This window comes from Desulfitibacter alkalitolerans DSM 16504 (assembly GCF_000620305.1).
GTDB classification, from domain to species: Bacteria; Bacillota; DSM-16504; order Desulfitibacterales; family Desulfitibacteraceae; genus Desulfitibacter; species Desulfitibacter alkalitolerans.
Genome location: NZ_KK211105.1, coordinates 90,984 through 110,097, shown reverse-complemented (window position 1 = coordinate 110,097; position 19,114 = coordinate 90,984). Strand labels below are relative to the sequence as shown.

General features: G+C 39.0%; 16 protein-coding genes. All 16 read right to left on the bottom strand.

Annotation, left to right across the window (positions count from 1 at the left end):
- Window positions 1–281 precede the first annotated feature (281 nt).
- Window positions 282–1,055 carry a sporulation transcription factor Spo0A gene (gene spo0A, locus K364_RS0120140; RefSeq protein WP_028309502.1) on the bottom strand — a complete coding sequence of 258 codons (774 nt, stop codon included), beginning with the start codon at window positions 1,053–1,055 and terminating at the stop codon, window positions 282–284.
- A gap of 180 nt (window positions 1,056–1,235) precedes the next feature.
- The gene (gene spoIVB / locus K364_RS0120135) at window positions 1,236–2,552 is read right to left on the bottom strand and encodes a SpoIVB peptidase (protein WP_051534272.1); all 1,317 of its coding nucleotides are present in this window, start codon (window positions 2,550–2,552) and stop codon (window positions 1,236–1,238) included.
- A 168-nt stretch (window positions 2,553–2,720) separates the two neighbouring features.
- Window positions 2,721–4,400 (bottom strand): DNA repair protein RecN, encoded by a 1,680-nt coding sequence (gene recN, locus K364_RS0120130; RefSeq protein WP_028309500.1) that lies wholly within the window; start codon window positions 4,398–4,400, stop codon window positions 2,721–2,723.
- Window positions 4,401–4,411: 11 nt separating this feature from the next.
- On the bottom strand, window positions 4,412–4,864 hold the full coding sequence (argR, locus tag K364_RS0120125) for an arginine repressor (protein ID WP_028309499.1): 453 nt from the start codon (window positions 4,862–4,864) through the stop codon (window positions 4,412–4,414).
- Window positions 4,865–4,916: 52 nt separating this feature from the next.
- Window positions 4,917–5,486, bottom strand: a complete 570-nt coding sequence (gene mnmM, locus K364_RS0120120) for a tRNA 5-(aminomethyl)-2-thiouridylate-methyltransferase MnmM (RefSeq protein WP_028309498.1) — start codon at window positions 5,484–5,486, stop codon at window positions 4,917–4,919.
- The gene (locus K364_RS0120115) at window positions 5,479–6,345 is read right to left on the bottom strand and encodes an NAD(+)/NADH kinase (protein WP_028309497.1); all 867 of its coding nucleotides are present in this window, start codon (window positions 6,343–6,345) and stop codon (window positions 5,479–5,481) included. The genes mnmM and K364_RS0120115 overlap by 8 nt, the downstream gene beginning before the upstream one ends.
- Before the next feature lie 24 nt (window positions 6,346–6,369).
- The gene (locus K364_RS0120110; RefSeq protein ID WP_028309496.1) at window positions 6,370–6,876 is read right to left on the bottom strand and encodes a hypothetical protein; all 507 of its coding nucleotides are present in this window, start codon (window positions 6,874–6,876) and stop codon (window positions 6,370–6,372) included.
- A 91-nt stretch (window positions 6,877–6,967) separates the two neighbouring features.
- On the bottom strand, window positions 6,968–7,765 hold the full coding sequence (locus K364_RS0120105; protein WP_028309495.1) for a TlyA family RNA methyltransferase: 798 nt from the start codon (window positions 7,763–7,765) through the stop codon (window positions 6,968–6,970).
- A gap of 5 nt (window positions 7,766–7,770) precedes the next feature.
- Window positions 7,771–9,657 carry a 1-deoxy-D-xylulose-5-phosphate synthase gene (gene dxs / locus K364_RS0120100; protein ID WP_028309494.1) on the bottom strand — a complete coding sequence of 629 codons (1,887 nt, stop codon included), beginning with the start codon at window positions 9,655–9,657 and terminating at the stop codon, window positions 7,771–7,773.
- Entirely contained in the window at window positions 9,654–10,247 is a 594-nt protein-coding gene (locus K364_RS0120095; protein WP_084296128.1) for a hypothetical protein, read from the bottom strand. Before K364_RS0120095 ends, dxs begins: the two co-directional genes overlap by 4 nt.
- A gap of 686 nt (window positions 10,248–10,933) precedes the next feature.
- Window positions 10,934–11,839, bottom strand: a complete 906-nt coding sequence (locus K364_RS0120090; protein WP_028309492.1) for a polyprenyl synthetase family protein — start codon at window positions 11,837–11,839, stop codon at window positions 10,934–10,936.
- Complete coding sequence (gene xseB, locus K364_RS25000) at window positions 11,839–12,069, bottom strand: exodeoxyribonuclease VII small subunit (RefSeq protein WP_051534270.1); 231 nt, start codon at window positions 12,067–12,069, stop codon at window positions 11,839–11,841. Before xseB ends, K364_RS0120090 begins: the two co-directional genes overlap by 1 nt.
- 32 nt (window positions 12,070–12,101) lie before the next feature.
- Window positions 12,102–13,241, bottom strand: a complete 1,140-nt coding sequence (gene xseA, locus K364_RS0120080) for an exodeoxyribonuclease VII large subunit (protein ID WP_028309491.1) — start codon at window positions 13,239–13,241, stop codon at window positions 12,102–12,104.
- Between the two features lie 112 nt (window positions 13,242–13,353).
- Window positions 13,354–16,623: an FAD-dependent oxidoreductase gene (locus K364_RS0120075; protein ID WP_028309490.1), complete on the bottom strand. Its 3,270-nt coding sequence runs from the start codon at window positions 16,621–16,623 to the stop codon at window positions 13,354–13,356.
- Between the two features lie 2 nt (window positions 16,624–16,625).
- A complete protein-coding gene (locus K364_RS24995; protein ID WP_051534269.1) occupies window positions 16,626–18,431 on the bottom strand; it encodes an NADH-quinone oxidoreductase subunit NuoF in 1,806 nt (601 codons plus the stop codon).
- A gap of 79 nt (window positions 18,432–18,510) precedes the next feature.
- Complete coding sequence (gene nuoE, locus K364_RS0120065; RefSeq protein ID WP_051534268.1) at window positions 18,511–19,005, bottom strand: NADH-quinone oxidoreductase subunit NuoE; 495 nt, start codon at window positions 19,003–19,005, stop codon at window positions 18,511–18,513.
- Window positions 19,006–19,114: the final 109 nt, after the last annotated feature.

The following is a 19,114-nucleotide window of genomic DNA, read 5'->3' as shown; positions in this document are numbered from 1 at the left end:
ACACGTAGAAAAATTAAACTTTTTTACATATATTCTGTTATTCTATGTACATTCGACAGGAATTTTTCTTTAAAACGACAATGAGATTTCTAGGGCCTTTATTAAACTGCAAGGATTTAGTATATGGAGTAAATTTACCCTAAAAATTGACGAAAGGATTTTATTTTATGGTTAACAGATAATTTTAACTATAAAACAAAAAAGAGGATAGCCGGTATTTTTCCAACTATTCCTCTGCGAATATGTTTTATCTTAATATATTTATATAATTAACTACATGATTAACTTACCTTTGTACCAATCCTTAGCTTATCAGCTACCATAGCTATAAACTCTGAGTTGGTGGGTTTGCCTCTTTCAACATTAATTGTGTAGCCAAAGAAACGGTTCATCATGTCAACATTGCCACGATCCCAGGCTAATTCTATAGCGTGGCGGATGGCTCTTTCTACCCTGCTAGGTGTAGTCATATATTTTTTAGCAATAAGTGGATACAGCTCCTTTGTAACTGCACCTAACAAATTAACTTCTTCAATGACCATTAAAATTGCATCTCTTAAATATTGATAGCCTTTGATGTGTGCAGGCACTCCCATTTGGTGAATTATCTTAGTTACTTCAACATCCAGGCTTTTTCCTTTGACAATCCCATTTTTAGGCCCGCTGCCAGTTGTTTCCCCTCTTACCAATTGCTTTATTCTAGTTCCTAATACATCCAGATCAAAGGGCTTTAGTATGTAATAGTCTGCTCCTAAATCACAGGATTGTTGTGTCATAATTTCCTGACCTAAAGTGGTTAATACAATGATTTTTGGCCTTACACTTAATTCTGTGGAATTCAGTTTTTCAAGAACACCAATTCCATCTAAATGAGGCATTATTATATCCAGAATTACTACATCCGGTTCCTTTTCTTGGATAGCTTTGACAGCCTCGATACCATTATAAGCTGTACCACAAAGGTTTAAGTCTCTTTGGTCAGAAAAGTATTCACTTAGTATTCCACAAAAATCTTTGTTGTCATCCACCACTAAAACATTTATTGGTTCATCCACGTTTACCCACGCCCCCTGTATTTTGTTTTTTCTGTATGGTTTTATTATTTCAACATAAATTTGCCTTTTCCTGCCACTTTTTGCAATATCCCAATATTAGTTAAAATTCAACAAAAATTTTACTTTTTCACAAAGAAAAACACACAGCAGTATTTGGGAACATGCTGTATGTTGTATCATTTATGATGCTGACAAAACTGAATCTGTGACAAGCTCTTCAGGTATTATACCTATCTCTTCAATCATCCATTCTGCAAGAATACCATATCCCCTGGTAGGTTCTTGTACAAAAACATGTGTTACTGCACCTATGAGCTTGCCATTTTGAATGATTGGGCTGCCACTCATACCTTGAATTATACCACCTGTCTTTTCAATTAATTTTTTATCAGTAACTTTAATCACTAGGCCCTTTCCATTTGGTCTCTGGTGCGAAATTACTCTTTCAATTTCTATTTCAAATTTTTCAATTTTGTCACCTTCTAAGACAGTTAATATATGGGCTGTACCTGGAGTTATCTGATTGGCATAGGCTACAGGTATTGGTTCGCTATAATAGGTATTAGTTGGTATTTTATCGAGAACTCCATAAATCCCCAGATTACAGTTTTTCATTATAACCCCTGATAGGGAGGAGTTGCTGCTAAAGCTTCCTATTTTCTCACCTGGAAAGCCTTTTTTTCCCTGATTGATCTTTTGAATAGAGGCTGACATTATTCTACCCATGCCATCCTTTAATTCTTCCTTTATATCCACATTGGCTATTACATGGCCTAAAGCACCATACTTGCCCTTGTCGGGTTCAAAGAAGGTTAAAGTACCTATACCAGCTGCTGTATCTCTAACATAGAGACCTATTCTATACCTGTCTGTATCTCCGCACTTTATTGGTTCTAGATAAAAATCCATTTTCAGTCCATTTCTAATTACTTGCAATGTGATCTGTTTATCTGAACTGCCGTACTTGTCAATAAGCTCTGCTAATTCTTTGTCGCTTCCTACAGGTTGATTATTAATTTTGGAAATTATATCTCCAATCTGTATTCCCTGATCCCTGGCAGGCTGTACTTCCATGCCTACATCATTTGTAACAGGTGAAAAACCTACCACCATAACTCCCTGGGCTCTTAAGAAAACACCAATTGAATGTCCAGAGGGATAAACCTTGATTTCTGGAACAACATCAACAACAATTTCTTTCAACGGAATTAAACCAAATAGACTTAATTTAGCAGTATATTTTCCGCTTCTGTTGAATTCCTTTGCACCTGACAGATTTAGAGACTCTATTAAACCACTTTCATCATGAATTTGCATTTTTAAATTATTTACTATTTTTTTTGGGAAAACTAATGGTAAATTAAATTCATCACCAACTGATAATCTTTGATTTGTTGGAAGCAGGAAATAGCTTTGCATCTGGGGACTGAAGCTTATGGCCAGAATTGCAGCAATAATAATGAATGCATAGACTCTGCTGAATATGCTTTTGCGCAAACCTTATTCACTCCAATACTTTAGTCTCCCCGATTTGAATTTCACCCCCGTAAATTATAAAAAATTATTTATCTTTATATCTAGTGTGGCTGCAGAAGATTTTAATATCCTGGCAATACTCACTATCCAAGTAAATATAAAAAAGTACAGTTAATATTAACTGCACTTTTAGTTTTGTTTTCTCAATTCTAAAGCATGTTCTTTGGCCTTGGAAGTTGCTCCCAACATTCTGGACAATTCTTCTATTCTTTCTTCTTCTGTTTTTAGCTTGGATACTTTTGTCAAAGTTTTATTGTTTTCACTATGTTTTTGAATTAAATAATGGGAATTTGCATGGGCTGCTATTTGGGGAGAATGAGTAACACAAATCACCTGGCAGAATTTACTGGTCTCAGAGAGCTTTTCTGCCACAGGCTTTAATACAAGACCTCCAATTCCGGAATCAATTTCGTCAAAAATTAAAACAGGAACATTATCCACTTCTGCCAGAATACTTTTAAGTGATAACATGATTCTGGCAATTTCCCCTCCAGAAGCTATTTTTGCTAGAGGTTTAAGGGGCTCACCTGGATTTGGGGAAATAAGGAATTCAATTTTATCCCTGCCAAAGGGTCCCCTATCCTTTAATAAATCAATTGAAATTTTGAATTTTACATTAGGCATTACCAGATCATTTAATGCCTTCATGATTTTTACCTCTAATTCATCAGCCACCTGTCTTCTTACAGAGTGAATTTTTTGTGCAAGGGCGTCATATTCCCTGGATATTTCATTATATTTGTTCTCATTGGCTTTAAGCATATCTTCTGCATTTTCTATCTCATATAGCTCAGATGTGAGTTTGTCTTTTAAACTAATAATGTCTTCAATATTATTTCCATACTTTCTTTTTAGCTTGCTGATTAAAGCAAGTCTATCCTCTATTTCCTGCATTTTATATGGATCATAATCCATATCTTGTGGATAGCTTTTAAAATTATGAGCCAGTTCCTGTACCTGGCACATGGCATTTTCTAGTTCTGAAATGGAATTGTCCAGTTCTTGATTTAAACCCTGAAGATTTCGAAACCTATCTACCACTCTACCTATTAAATCATAAGCGCTAACAGCTGTACCCTCTCCTGATAAAAGCAGGGAATTAGCCTCCTCACAAGCAGCCTGAAGTTCTTGGGAGCTTCCCAGGATCTTGAGTTCCTTTTCTAAACTCTCCTCTTCACCAGGCAATAGACTGGCCTGGATTATTTCCTCTATTTGATGCTGAAGAAAATCCCTTTCACGAAGTCCAAGTGTGACTATTTCCTTTAGTCTCTTTATTTCCCTTTCATACTGGCTAATTTTTTTATATTTATCATTTATATCATTGCGCAGAGTCTGTAGTCTGGCTCCTCCAAGCCTGTCAAGGAGCTCAGCCTGCTTGGATACAGAGATTAACTGTTGGGTAGTATTTTGTCCGTGAATTTCAACCAGCAAAGGACTAAGATTTTGAAAGCATGATAGGGTAACAGTTCGCCCATTAATACGGCATGCATTTTTGCCGGTATCGCTAATTTCTCTAGTAAGAATGATGGTACCATCTTCTTCTGGGGTTATGCCAAGATCCTGAAGAATGGTATTGTATGTTAGACTTTCAGTGGGAGAAAAGGTGAATACTCCCTGGATGATTGCCTTCTCACATCCTGTTCTCACATAATCACTTGAAGCTCTATCACCTAGTAGTAGGCCAACTGCATCTATAAGAATAGATTTGCCTGCTCCAGTTTCTCCTGACAATACATTAAAACCCTTTTCAAATTCTATGGTTACTTCCTCAATTAAAGCAAAATTTTCAATGTGTATTTCCTGCAGCATGGTGTTTCACCTCATTCCAAGAGCTTATCAAGCATATTTAAATATTTTTCCACGGCCTCCCTTGGTTTAACAATCAGGAGAAGCGTGTCGTCACCAGCAATGGTGCCAATTATTTCAGGCCATTGGATATGATCTATGCAGGATGCAATGGCATTTGCAACTCCAGGCAGGGTTTTGATAACTATAAGGTTATCGCTGTAATCAATACTTGTTGCTGAATCCTTTAAAAGCTTACTAAGCCTATTCTCATTCAAGTTATGCCTTGGTTCAGAAGCAACAAAATACTTGTAGGTATTTTTATCTGTGGCAATTTTTATTAAACTTAGTTCTTTAATATCTCTAGATACTGTGGCTTGAGTTACATCAAAACCATTTTCTCTGAGCTTATTAACTAAATCCTCTTGGGTTTCCACGTCATGTTCTTTAATTAAATCTAATATTTTTCGTTGTCTTAAATTTTTCATAATTCACAGACACACCTTATTAAAGGCTTGTCCCTTCTCTCCTTTCTCCTGATTAATCATTTCTTTGAGCTATAATAATATAGGGAGAACTACTTAATCTATTTAAGTGGTTTATTTTCACCACATGGAATTCAGTTTTTGGGATGCTTTCGAAAAAGCTCTCAACTGCTTGCTTTTCCCTTTCTCCTCCATGATGTCTAGAGTATACAACTACTGATAGAACACCATGTGGTGTCAGTAGAGAAAGGGACTTTTTGAGAGCAGCTATTGTAGTTTCCTCCCTGGTTATAATCCCATGATCTCCACCAGGCAGATAACCCAGGTTAAACATAATTACCTTTACAGGATGCTGTATATATTTATCAATATTTTCATGACCATCAGCAATAAGTAATACCCGATTAGATAGGTTATGTGCCGAAAGTAGATTTTTTGTCCTTTCAATAGCCATATCCTGTATATCAAATCCGTAGACCTTGCCAGTATCACCTACTAAATTAGCCAGGAATATGGTATCATGCCCGTTTCCAACAGTTGCATCCACAGCCTTATCACCGGGAGTAATTAACCTGCTGATAAAATCATGATTTATAGATGTTGCCCTGGCAAAAATATCAGACACGATTTTTACTCCCGTCCTTTAATTTTTCTCTCAGAATGTCATAAAAGGACCTATTGCGCAGTTTAATGAGCTTTGTTGTCAGATTGGACTTCTTTACAATAATTTCGTCCTTCGCTTTTAGAAGAAAGCCGTCCTGGCCATCTACAGTAAGCATTACCTCACCAGTATCAGAAACCAGAACTACCCTTACATTTTGATTATGGGATATTACAACTGGTCTTGCATACAGGGTATGAGGGCAGATAGGTGTAATGATTATAACATCAAGATCAGGTGAAACAATGGGTCCTCCAGCCGATAATGAATAGGCAGTTGAACCAGTTGGCGAGGAAATAATAAGTCCATCTGCCGGATATGTGGTTAAAAACTCATTGTCAATATAAGTTTTCATTTCAATCATTCTAGCAAAAGCACCCTTGGTTATGACTATATCATTTAATGCATGAAAATTTCCAACTATCTTCCCATTTCTATATACATAGGCTTCCAGCATCATTCTTTCTTCAATATGAAAATGGCCAGTTTTTAATTCCTCTAGTCCATATATAAGCTTATCAACCTCTAGCTCAGTAAGAAATCCTAACTGACCCAGGTTAATTCCAAGAAGGGGTATGTTTTTGCCGGCTGCAAATCTGGCAGTATTTAAAAGTGTGCCATCTCCACCAAGTACCAGAATACAGTCAGACATGGAAAACAAGTCATCTGTCTTAACCCCGTGATTAAAAAATGATAATTTATTTGCAGTTTCGTTAGTTAAATAAACTTCCATATCATTCTCTATAAGCCAATTAATTACCTGCTGTGCAATGGCAGATGCTGATTCTTTTCTCATATTAACTATAAAACCTATTTTTTTCATTGAATAACCCCTTATGAAATATATTTAAAAAAACTTATATGCTATATAAAAACCTGAAATGAAGGCTGTTATGATTATTAATATAGTCCATGGCATGGTATTTTTTCTTGGTATTGTAATATTAAACTCTCTAAGCTTACCAGTCAAATCTGCAATCACAATTCCCTGGACATTAAAAATAGAGCATTCTGTAATAAGACTCCTGCGATATCTACTGCTGGACAAACGAATGGATTCCTTATCCTTTCTAACTTTAACTAAATAATCTCTCTTATTTTTAGAAATTATAAAGGGATATCTGAAATGTTCTGAATAGGTTTTATAGTCTTCATCAACACTTCCAGAAACCTCTGGATATACTTCCTTAATCTTATAGCCTTTTTCTAGAATGCTTTCTAAAAGATCCTGCTCTTTTTTTCCCAGGGATGCGGACATCTCCAGCTGTCTATTATGCTTATACTTTTTAAAACTATTATAAAACAAATATGCACTAATTATCAAAATTAAAAATCCTAGATCATAAAAAGACACGCCTTACCACCTCTGATACTTTATTCAACAGATTGTATAAGTTTTCCTTTTTAAATAATAGAAAAAGTGCTCTTTAGAGCACTTTTAAAGCCTAGTTAATCTGCTGACTTGCCTCAACAGTCTCGTAGATTATTTTTTCATCAATTTCCACCTTGCCCTTAGTGTCCAACAAGAGCAAAAATTCTATATTTCCCTCAGGACCCTTTATAGGGGAATGGTCTAGTTTATTTGCATATAGGCCTGATTTTTCTGCCTCTTTTATAACATTTTTAATAACAGCCATATGTATGTTTACATCCTTAACAACACCCCTTTTGCCCACATTTTCTTTACCAGCCTCAAATTGGGGCTTGATGAGTGTAATTATTATTCCACATTCATTTATTAAGGCTGGCAGCTGGGGCAGTATCTTGGTTATTGATATAAAGGAAACATCCATGGTGATAATATCTAGCTTTTCATAAAACATATCAGGTTTAAGTTCCCTGGCATTTGTTCTTTCCATAACAACAACCCTTGGATCGCTGCGCAGGCTCCAGGCAAGCTGTCCATATCCAACATCTACTGAATATACTTTCTTGGCCCCGTGTTTAAGGGCGCAGTCAGTAAATCCACCAGTAGAGGCTCCAACATCTAATACTATCTTTTCATTAAAGTCTATGGAAAAGGCGTCTATTGCCCTTTTAAGCTTCAGGCCCCCTCTGCTTACATAAGGCAGTCCTTTTCCCGTATACCTTATGACTGCATCATCATTAACCTTTGTGCCAGGCTTGGTTATTCTAATATCATTTACAAGAATTTCCCCGGCCATGATGGACCTTTGGGCCTGTTCCCTGCTTTCAAATAAGTTTCTGTTAACTACAAGCACATCTAAACGTTCCCTGGTCATTGCTTCTACCTGTTAGCAACCTTTAACCCAACCATTGAGGCTGCTGCTTGAACAATTCCTTCAGGGGTCAGGCCTAACTGCTGTCTTAATATTTGTACTGAGCCATGGGTTACAAAGTTGTCCTTTACACCAATATTTCTAATCTCAACACCATTAATACCATATTCAGCAAGTAATTCAACTATAGAGGATCCAAAGCCGCCTGCCACATAGTTTTCCTCAATAGTAATTAACCTTTTTGTTTGCTTTATGGAATCTAAAATAAGATTAAAGTCAAGAGGTTTAATGAATCTTGGGTTAATTACTGAACAACTCAGGCCCTGCTTTTGTAACAAATCCGCAGCAGTTAATGCAGTATAGACATGTGGTCCAACTGCAGCTATAGTAAGGTGTTTTCCAGTTAAAAGGACTTCACCCTGGCCTATTTCTAATGGGGGAATATCTTCTTTAAAAAGAGGCACTCCTATTCCAGCACCCCTTGGATAACGAATAGCAGCAGGTCTGTTGCTATTAACAGCAGTCTGAAGCATTTGCTGTAATTCCGCTTCATCCTTGGGGGCCATATAGAGAAGGTTGGGTATGCTTCTTAGATAAGAGATATCAAATAAACCATGGTGGGTCTCTCCGTCCTCACCAACCAGTCCGGCACGATCAATGGCAAAAATCACAGGTAATTTCTGAAGACAAACATCATGAACTATCTGGTCATAAGCTCTTTGTAAAAAGGTAGAGTAAACAGCCACTACTGGAACAAAACCTTCTGCAGCCAGACCAGCGGCCATTGTAACAGCATTTTGCTCTGCTATACCAACATCAAAGTATCTTGAAGGAAACTCCCTGGCAAAATAGTTTAGGCCTGTACCATCTGGCATGGCTGCAGTAATAGCCAGGATGCTTTTATTCTTTTTAGCCAAATCTACAAGGGTTTTACCAAATACCTCAGTATAGCTGGGAACTGCATCTGCCTTTTGAGATTTACCCGCCTTTAAATCAAATGGGCCTGTCCCATGAAAAGCATTAGGATTTGTTTCTGCTGGCTCATAACCTTTACCTTTTGTGGTTATAACATGTACTAATACAGGTCCCTTTGTTGTTTTGGCATTTTTGAGTATCTGTTGAACTAATTGAATATTATGACCATCTACTGGTCCCAGGTATGTATAACCCAACTCCTCAAAAAGCATTCCTGGTACCACAAGGTATTTAAATGCATCCTTTAGTCTATCTGCTAAACGCACTACAGTAGTGCCAATTTTTGGAAGGCGCTTTAATATGGCTTCCAGCTCTTCTTTGCCCTTTGAATACTTTGGATCTGTACGAAGTCTGGATAGATAACTGGACATGGCTCCAACATTGCCAGCAATAGACATTTTGTTGTCATTAAGAATAACTGTAAGATCTACCTGTAAATCCCCAGCATAGTTTAAAGCCTCAAAGGCCATGCCGCCAGTCAATGCTCCATCGCCAATGACAGCCACCACAGAATTCTTTTGTTGTCTTAAATCTCTAGCCAATGCCATTCCTAAAGCAGCAGAAATAGACGTTGAGCTGTGGCCTGTATTGAAGTGGTCATGAACAGATTCCTCCCTTTTGGGGAAGCCGCTAATGCCACCATATTGTCTTAATGTATGAAATCTTTCGTATCGCCCACAAATGATTTTGTGTACATAGGATTGATGACCTACATCCCAGATTATTTTATCGTAGGGTGAGTTGTATACTGAGTGTAAAGCCAGGGTTAATTCCACTACACCCAAGCTAGGCGCAAGGTGTCCACCAGTTTTAGATACTGTATCCAGAAGCATAGCACGAATTTCAACGGCTAACTTTTCTAATTCCGCAATGGATAGCTTCTTTAGGTCCTGCGGCTCAGAAATTTTTTCTATTATCATTTAAGCCTCCCCTTTTTGTTTCCATTTAAAATTCTGATATGTAGATTTCTTTCCATCCATTCAAGTATCTTACCTGTATGGAAAATAATATCCGTGGCCCTGCGAATTGCATAATATTTGCCAAAGGCCTTTCCTGCCACGGTGAATGCAGCTATCAAGCTTGTCATTAAAATACTTACTATAACCTCGTTGATTGTAGGTGCATGAAGTAAAATTCTCAGGACAATTATTGCTCCAACAGCTCCGCTGAGAGTACCACAAATGTCACCAACAACATCATTGCAAAAGCTTGCTACTTTGGCTGCATTACGAACTAGCTTAATAGAATATCCTGCACCATAAAGCCTTTTTGCACATTTAGCATGTAGGGGTGATTCGTCTGCTGCTGCAACTGCAACTCCTACAATATCAAAAATAATGCCGATAAGTATAATTATTAACAATAATATTAATGATATAATTAATGATGCTATATTATCTAATAGTATCTTTGCAGCTAGGCTAGCTAAAATTGCTAAAAAAAAAGCTCCTGCACCAATTATGAAACCGTGTCTGAGAGCATTATGTATATTATTTGTGGATTTAGCCAATATAATACTTCCTCCTAAATTATAACTAACCTGTACTGATAGATGGAAATCAATCAAGTAAATGTTGCGTCTTAGGTCCAGCTGGTTTTCCCAACAGTTCACTAAGCGTTGCCACTTTAGCGGTTTCCCTTTAAGAACTGTTCTACCTCGTTGCCGTAGATAGTGCTAGATTGCCACTTAGTACGCACTTTAATCCTTGATCAATCTCATCTAAAAAGATGAACAGCCTAGGAATTTTCTTCGACGGTTCCAATAATCTTTATCCTCTTTTGCGGTTGAAGCTTCTGTAACATATTGTATACTAAAGGGCCCTTTAGCATACAATACTATGTGCTACATCCCACTAGCACCGCTCAAGGCAGGCTACACTGCACCTAGCACTTACGTACCAAGATACAGGTTTCTATCCCAAGCCGTACCTTTTGCCCGGTGAGCAAAAACCACGTACTTGGGTCTCCGCGGGGGTAGGGTCAACGCCTACATGCCATTGCAGATCGCCCCGCCCCCTTAACTCCCAGCACCAACCCCCAACTGGGCGTCAGCAGCCAGCACCAGGAACTTCATCGATGTGCCCTTGACGGATTTTTAGGCCCGTCTTCAAGAAAATGGATCCCGACTAGGATACTGCTCCATCTATCAGTTCAATTAGAGAAGAATTATAACATACGTCTCAAATAAATGCAATACTACTTTCTCCTAGTTAATACATATTGTGCTAACGATATTAATGGAATAGCCTTACTACCAAAAATATTTAAGCTGTTTACAGCTGCATTTACATTATCAAAAGCCATTTGCTTTGATTTTTCCAAACCATATAGTGATGGGTAGGTGAGCTTTTGATTTCTCTCGTCACTTCCAACAGGTTTACCCAACTCACCAGAGCTACCTTCAATATCAAGTATATCATCAGTTATCTGAAAGGCCAAACCGAAATGATGGGCATATGAGTCTAATGCTGTCAATTCTGTGTCATTGGCGCCAGCTATTAGAGCACCGCTTTTGATAGATGCTTTAAATAAGGCGGCAGTCTTGTTTTTATGGATATAATCTAACAGCTCAGTAGATTTTTCCCTTTGAGCTTTTTCTGACAGCATATCAGCTACCTGACCTGCTATCATGCCTTTAACACCTGCAGCCATTGCTATTTCTTTTATTATCATAATTAATTTACTGTTAATATTTAAATCATTACTTTTATCAGAATCAGCTAATAATTCAAATGCATATGTTAATAAGCCATCTCCAGCAAGAATTGCCATTGCTTCACCATAAACCTTATGACAGGTAAGCATCCCTCTACGATAATCATCATCGTCCATTGCCGGAAGATCATCATGAATAAGAGAGTAGGTGTGAATACATTCCATGGCGCAGGCTACCTTCATGGCATCCAGGGCCATTCCTCCAACGGTTTCGCAGGCAGCAATGGTTAAAATTGGTCTAAGCCTTTTGCCCCCAGCAAGGAGACTGTATCGCATTGCCTCAACAATTTCAATAGGATAGTCTCCTTCAACTGGAAGGTATTTTTCCAGATTTTCATTCACCAAATCTTGTTTTTCTTGTAAATAAGTTTTTAGGTCAAAATTCATTACATGTCACCTTCCAATTCACATGCATCCCAAACAGCAACACCCTTATCCCCTTCAAGAAGCATCTGCAGCTTGCCTTTGCCCTTTTCAAGCTGTCCATTACACTTCTTTACAAGGCCTACACCCTCCTCTAAAAGCTCCAGGCCCTCATGCAGAGATATTTTATCACTATTTAGGAGATTAACTATTTCCTCTAACCTTTTCATATCATTTTCAAATGCCTGGGTCATGATAATATCACCCTTTCACAAATTAACCTTGGTTAGTCTATTTTGGAGCTTACTGCACATCCAAGAGAGCCCTTCTTTAGAATGATAGTAACCTGGTCCCCCACATCTACCTGACTGCTGCAAAGGACAGTCTGCCCTTTAACATCCTGGCACACAGAATATCCTCTTTGCAAAACCTTAAGAGGACTTAAGGCATCCAGTTGAACAGCTAGCTTGGCCAACTGGTTTTCCTTTTTTAATATTAAACCTTGACCAGCCAAGTGGAGTCTTTTTTCTATGCCATTTAGCTTTTCTAGATGGTGCTTGATCATGCTGTTAGCAGATTGATATAAATGTCTTTCAAGCTTATTAAGCCTGTTCTTTAACTCCTCTAAAGATAACACTACAAGCTCCCCAGCTACTGAAGGCGTTGCAGCCCTCAAGTCAGCTACCCAATCGGCAATGGTAAAATCAGTCTCATGGCCTACAGCTGATACAATGGGAATCTTGGAAGCAAAAATAGCCCTGGCTACCTCCTCAGTATTAAAGGCCCATAATTCTTCAAGAGAGCCCCCACCCCTGGCAAGAACTATCACATCTACAGGAAATTCCTCATTGAAGATTTTGATGGCTCTTGTTATTTGTGGAGGAGCCTCTTCACCCTGAACTGTGGTGGGTATTAAAAATATATCTACTGCAGGAAATCTTCTACGAACCACTTTTAAAAAATCTCTAATTACTGATCCTGTTGGTGAGGTTACTATGCCGATTCTATGAGGCATTTTTGGTATGGGCTTTTTAGATGCAGGATCAAAATAGCCTTTATTGGCAAGCGCTTCCTTTAGCTGCTGAAAAGCAAGCTCCAGACTGCCAATACCCTGGGGAAACATTTCCTGTATGTATAATTGATAGATGCCGCCCTTTTGATAGATGGCTATTCTTCCCCTTACAACAACTTCCAAACCATTTTCCACTTTAAACAGAAGCTTGGTATAATCAGATCTGAACATTACTGCTTTTAAGGTACATTCTTCATCCTTTAATGTTAAATATAAATGGCCTGAGGAAGGCTTAGTAGCGTTAGAAACTTCACCTCTTAACCATAGGTTAGAGAGACGAGCATCTGTTTCAATGATATTTTTTAGATATTCAGTTAATTGGGTTACTGTTAAAACCTTTTGGTTCCTAACCACACAATCATGCTCCTTGCCATAGAATATGAATATGTATCAAATTAATAGTAATTGGGTACTGATAAAAGTATTTAAAGTTTATCAGTACCCAGTAATTCATGCAATATTAGTTTTAAAAAAGGGCATTAACTTCATGAGTAAGTTTATCATACTCTACTGAAGCTTCACCTGTAATCATTGAGCTCAGGTCAGAAAGAATGCTCCATACTTCCCTGCCAGCTAGAGGCATTAAAGCATTAGCTGCTATCTGCTGTTTGCCTTCTGAGTTAATGTAGCTGCCCCTTGTCTCAACAAAGGCTGTACCAGGTAGAACCACCTTGGCATTTGCAAGCTCATCCTGTACAACAGGTGTGATAACCACTGTAAATACATGAGTATTTGCAAGAAGCTGTGGATCTACTCCATCCTCATCTGCAACAACTACAAGACCTTTTATTGCTCCATTCTGAAGACCTTTTACAATGCGATCATAGCTTAGTCCCTTGTTATCAGCTGCCTGGTGAGCCCCAACAATTCTTATACCTCTGTAATTGCAAGCCGGCTCAAGAATTGAAATTGAAGCGTTCTTTCCTTTAGATAATTCACTCAAGGAATTTAACTGGTCTATTGTGACATTTTGACTATCACATATAATAAATACACTCTGTGCCGAAGCAAATTGTTCTAAAGCTTCTAAATCCTTAATGCCATCTAGTGTCAACCTGCCTGAAGCCTTTCTATCCAGCTTGGTTTCCTTGTCAGAAACAATTACCAGAGAGGTGCTCTTGGCTACAGCTTTTCTAATTCTTTGAGCTATAACAGGATATTTTTCAGCAACATCTGCGTTAAATAGAACTACCAGATCGCTAGCTTCCATTTTATCAAAGGATACAGCTCCACTAGCAGTTATATATGATGTTAATTCAGGTGCAGCCTGTCCTATTACATCAAAATTATTGGTTCCTAATGCACTTCCGGCCAGTTGTGCTGACATGTATGCGGTTTCGTTAGTTTGCTTTGGTGACACAAGTACGGCAACACTGTCGGGTCCACTAGTTTTTAGCACATTTTGTAGTCCTGAAACCGCTGCTTCAAGGGAAGCATCCCAGGAAGCTTCTTCAAGCCCAGCACCATTAACCAGCATTGGAGCAGCAATGCGTCCACCAGCATATTTTGGACTGAATTCAAAGGAGCCTTTCACACAAAGGTTACCTTTATTTATTTCAGAATCAACTGCAGTTACTTCCACCAGCTTATTACCTGCCATGTGAACTGTCATATTACATCCAATAGAACAGTGTGGGCAGATAGTATGAATCTTTTCAGTGCGCCATGGTCCTGGCTTGGGAAGAGCAGCCTTGGCAACTAATGCGCCTGTTGGACAGGTGGACACACATTGACCACAGGATTCACATGGTGAGTCTGCCAGGGGCTCGTCTAGAGTTGGTTTAACAACAGTTTCCAATCCCCTTGCGATAAAGCCCAGGGCACTTGCCCCTTGAACCTCTTTACAAATTCTCACACAGTTGCCACAAAGGACACACTTGTTGTTATCTCTCTGAATATAGCTGTGATCATCAATGATTGGATGGGTGTAGCCCAGCTTCATAATGTCTTCTTCAGCAATACTATATCTAGTTGATAAATCTCTTAAACGACATCCAAATGCATCCTGACATCCACAGGAAAGGCAGCGCTGTGCTTCCTTCATTGCCATTTCCTCTGTAAAGGGTATTTCAACCTCCTTGAAATTATCCCTTCTATCCTCAGGAGCAAGGTGATTCTGCTTAACCCTTTCTTTTCTTACTACATCTTTAAATTCCTCAGGGTTTACTTCCTCCAGCTTACCCTTGGTATGATTATATTCTACAACTTCTGGAACAATTTCCTGACCAGCCAGATATTGTATTACAGATACAGCAGCCTTCCTGGCCTGACCAACTGCCTCAACCACAGTTCTTGCACCCATTGCACAGTCACCTGCAGTGAAAACACCTTCTACAGATGTTACCATGGTTGTTTCCCTTGAACCTATACAATTCCATTTATCCAGATCGATCTCTTCACTACCCTTTAAGGATGAAAGATCTACTATTTGACCAATAGCCAGAATCAGTGAATCAACTGGTATCTGAAATTCTGAGTTTTCCTTAACAATTGGACGACGTCTGCCGCTAGCATCTGGTTCACCCAATACCATTTCAACACACTCTACAGCAGCGATTCTGTCTGTACCTATGATTTTTGTTGGGTTGGTAAGGAATTGGAATTTAACTCCTTCTTCCCTGGCGTCCTTAACCTCTCTTGGGTCAGCAGGCATTTCCTTTTCAGTTCTTCTATAAATAACAGTAACTTCCTTGGCCCCTAATCTAACTGCTGTTCTAGCAGCATCCATGGCTGTGTTTCCACCACCCATGATGGCTACCTTTTCACCAAGTTCAACCTTGTTGCCATAAATAACTTCTCTTAACATGCCAATTCCTGAGTATACTCCTGGTAAGTCTTTACCCGGGAGATCAACTGCTGTATTTTCCCAGCAGCCAATGGCTATGAAAATGGCATCGAAACCATCTTCTTTTAGAGACTTAACAGTAAAGTCCTTGCCCATTCTAACGTTGTATTTAACGTCAATGCCAATCTTGATTATCTGGTCAATTTCTCTATCTAAATGCTTCTTTGGAAGCCTGTATTCAGGAATACCATAGCGAAGCATGCCTCCTAATTTTTCTTCTCCCTCAAAAATGGTCACCTTATGACCTGCTTGTCCAATATAGTATGCTGCTGTTAAGCCAGCTGGTCCACCACCAATTACTGCTACCCTCTTGCCTGTTTCAGGTTTTACTTCTGGAGTAAAAGGCACATCAGAAGCTAGATCTTGATCTCCGGCATAACCCTTTAGGGTACAAATTGCTACTGGTTCATCTACTATTTGTCTTCTACAAGCAGCTTCACAAAATCTAGGACAAACACGGCCTACAGCAGAAGCAAAAGGTAGTTTATCTTTAATTAGCTTGGCAGCCTCTAAATGCTGTCCATCTGCTATATACGCAATATACCCTTGAATGTCAATGCTGGCTGGACAAGCTGCCTGACATGGTGCTATACAGTCTCCATGGTGATTGGAAAGAAGCAGTTCCAATGCACTCTTTCTAATGTCAGCTAATATTTCATCTTCAGTTGTAACCACCATTCCATCAGCAGCTGTAGTGGAACAGGCAGTTACCGCCTTTGGAGCATCTTTTACATTTACAAAGCATAGACGACAAGCACCAAAGGGTTCCAACCTTGGATCATGGCACAAGCTTGGAATATCAATTCCGGCCTGCCTTGCTGCCTCAATAATGGTAACTCCCTTTTCTACAACAACCTCTTTACCATCTATCTGTAATCTAACTTGTTCCATGTTTACTCCCTCCCCTCAACCCAGTCATTAGCCTTAATTCCATCTGAATAAATCTCAATTGCATCAAACTTACAGGCAGAATAACATAAACGACAAGCAATACACTTATCTGTATCTATCACATGAGCCTCTTTTCTTTCGCCAGAAATGGCCTCCACTGGACACTGTTTCTTACATAAAGTACATCCCGTACATTTCTCCTCTATAACTCTAAAGGCAATAAGCTCTTTACACTTTCTCGCAGGACATCTCTTTTCATTAACGTGGGCTTCATACTCATCTCTAAAATACTTTAGTGTGGTCAGAACCGGATTTGGAGCAGTCTGGCCTAAACCACAAAGTGAGCCCTTGATAATATTGTGTCCCAGCTTTTCCAGCTGCTCAAGATCTTCAGGTTTTCCCCTACCTTCTGTAATCCTATTAAGGATGTCAAGCATGTGCTTTGTACCAATTCTACAAAAGGTACACTTACCACAGGATTCCTCTGTAGTAAACTCCAGGAAGAAACGAGCAACGTCAACCATACAAGTATCCTCATCCATAACCAGAAGTCCACCTGAACCCATGATTGCACCAATTTGCTGTAATGATTCGTAATCTACAGGTGTATCACCCATGCTCGCTGGAATACATCCACCAGATGGACCTCCTGTCTGTACTGCTTTAAATGGCTTTCCAGAGGAAATGCCTCCACCAATATCAAAAACTATATCATTAATTGTAATACCCATGGGTACTTCAATTAATCCACCTCTCTTAATCTTTCCTGCAAGAGCAAAAACCTTGGTACCCTTGCTCTTATCTGTTCCACACTGGCTGTATGCTTCTGCTCCCTCATATAAAATTCTGCTCACATTGGCAAGGGTCTCCACATTGTTAATGGCCGTGGGCTGATCCCATAATCCCTTTTGAGCTGGGAAGGGCGGCTTGAATTTTGGCATACCCCTGTGACCTTCAATACTGGCTATTAACGCAGTTTCTTCACCACAAACAAAGGCACCTGCACCTTCACGAATTTCAATTGTAAAGTCAAAGCCTGAGCCCTGAATATTCTTACCAAGATAGCCTTTTTCTTCAGCCTGTTCTATAGCCATTAGCAGTCTTTTCACCGCTAGTGGATACTCTGCACGGATATAGATGTAGCCCTGAGACGCACCAATTGCATAGGCAGCTATTGCCATTCCTTCTAGAACGCTGTGGGGATCACTTTCTAGAATGCTTCTATCCATAAATGCACCTGGATCTCCCTCATCTGCATTACATACAACATATTTTGGAAAGCTGTCAGTTTGACGGGTAAACTTCCATTTAAGGTAAGTGGGAAAGCCTGCTCCACCACGGCCTCTTAGACCAGACCTTTCTATTTCTTCAATTACTTCTTCTGGTGTCATTGAAGTAACCGCTTTATGAAACCCCTGGTAACCGCCAACTGAAAGGTAGCTGTCAATGCTTTCAGGATTTATTGCACCACTATTTTTAAGGAGAATTCTTGTTTGCTTGGATATATAGTCACCATCTCCAATTGTTTCAACAGAGGAATATACCAACCATTCACTTATTGGCTGTCCACCCTTTAAATGTTCATCTATAATACGTTGAGCCTTTTTCTCGTCTATATTTCCATATAGGAATGAACCCTTTTCGTTGGTAACCTCAACTAAAGGTTCATTGAAGCACATGCCGATACAGCCTACTTTATGAACTTTGGAATTGTCATCAGGCAGGTTTGCATTAAGGTAGTCATATACCTTTTGGGCACCAGCAGCAATACCGCAGCTGGCAATTCCAACATTTACAGTATTTTTCATAAGTAATTCGCCTCCCCCATAAAGTGAAACTTCAGTTAGTGGGATTTTCATTATTTCCACTAATTGTTAGTAGAACCAACTAGATTTTCTTTAACAAACGAACCGCTGATTCTGGAGTAAGCTTACCAAAGGTTTCACCGTTTATTGTTAAAACAGGAGCAAGACTGCAGCACCCTAAACAAGCAACCTTTTCAATGGTAAACTTTCTGTCAGGACTAGTATTACCTTCTTGGATTTTAGCAGCTCTTAAAAGAGCACCTGTGATTTCCTCAGCTCCAGCCAGGTGGCAGGCTGTCCCATGACAAACTTGAATAAGATTATCTCCAATGGGCTGCAGTCTAAACTGGGCATAGAAGGTTACAATACTAAAGAGATCACTGGCTGGGATCCCTGTAAGCGATGAAACCTTTTTTAATGATGGTTTTGGTACATATCCAAATTCTGTTTGGATACTTTGGAGAATTGGAATTGCGGCACCACGCTTTGTTTCAAATCTGGTGACAATCTCCTCAACCTTTTGCAGCATTTGATCATCATCTAATTTAACATCAAATGTGACCTTTTCAATAGCCATAATGCATTCCCCTTTACTTCTAGAAATTTTAATTAGGAGTTAATTCCCACATCCTAAATTATCACAAATTTTGCGCTTTTTCCTCAATATGCCCCAAGCACACAATACG

Excerpts from the sequence above, each read along its gene's own strand:
- recN (WP_028309500.1), bottom strand. The coding sequence starts at position 4,400 with ATGCTGCAGGAAATACACATTGAAAATTTTGCTTTAATTGAGGAAGTA.
- argR (WP_028309499.1), bottom strand. The coding sequence starts at position 4,864 with ATGAAAAATTTAAGACAACGAAAAATATTAGATTTAATTAAAGAACAT.
- K364_RS0120115 (WP_028309497.1), bottom strand. The coding sequence starts at position 6,345 with ATGAAAAAAATAGGTTTTATAGTTAATATGAGAAAAGAATCAGCATCT.
- K364_RS0120105 (WP_028309495.1), bottom strand. The coding sequence starts at position 7,765 with ATGACCAGGGAACGTTTAGATGTGCTTGTAGTTAACAGAAACTTATTT.
- dxs (WP_028309494.1), bottom strand. The coding sequence starts at position 9,657 with ATGATAATAGAAAAAATTTCTGAGCCGCAGGACCTAAAGAAGCTATCC.
- K364_RS0120090 (WP_028309492.1), bottom strand. The coding sequence starts at position 11,839 with ATGAATTTTGACCTAAAAACTTATTTACAAGAAAAACAAGATTTGGTG.
- xseB (WP_051534270.1), bottom strand. The coding sequence starts at position 12,069 with ATGACCCAGGCATTTGAAAATGATATGAAAAGGTTAGAGGAAATAGTT.
- K364_RS0120075 (WP_028309490.1), bottom strand. The coding sequence starts at position 16,623 with ATGGAACAAGTTAGATTACAGATAGATGGTAAAGAGGTTGTTGTAGAA.
- K364_RS24995 (WP_051534269.1), bottom strand. The coding sequence starts at position 18,431 with ATGAAAAATACTGTAAATGTTGGAATTGCCAGCTGCGGTATTGCTGCT.
- nuoE (WP_051534268.1), bottom strand. The coding sequence starts at position 19,005 with ATGGCTATTGAAAAGGTCACATTTGATGTTAAATTAGATGATGATCAA.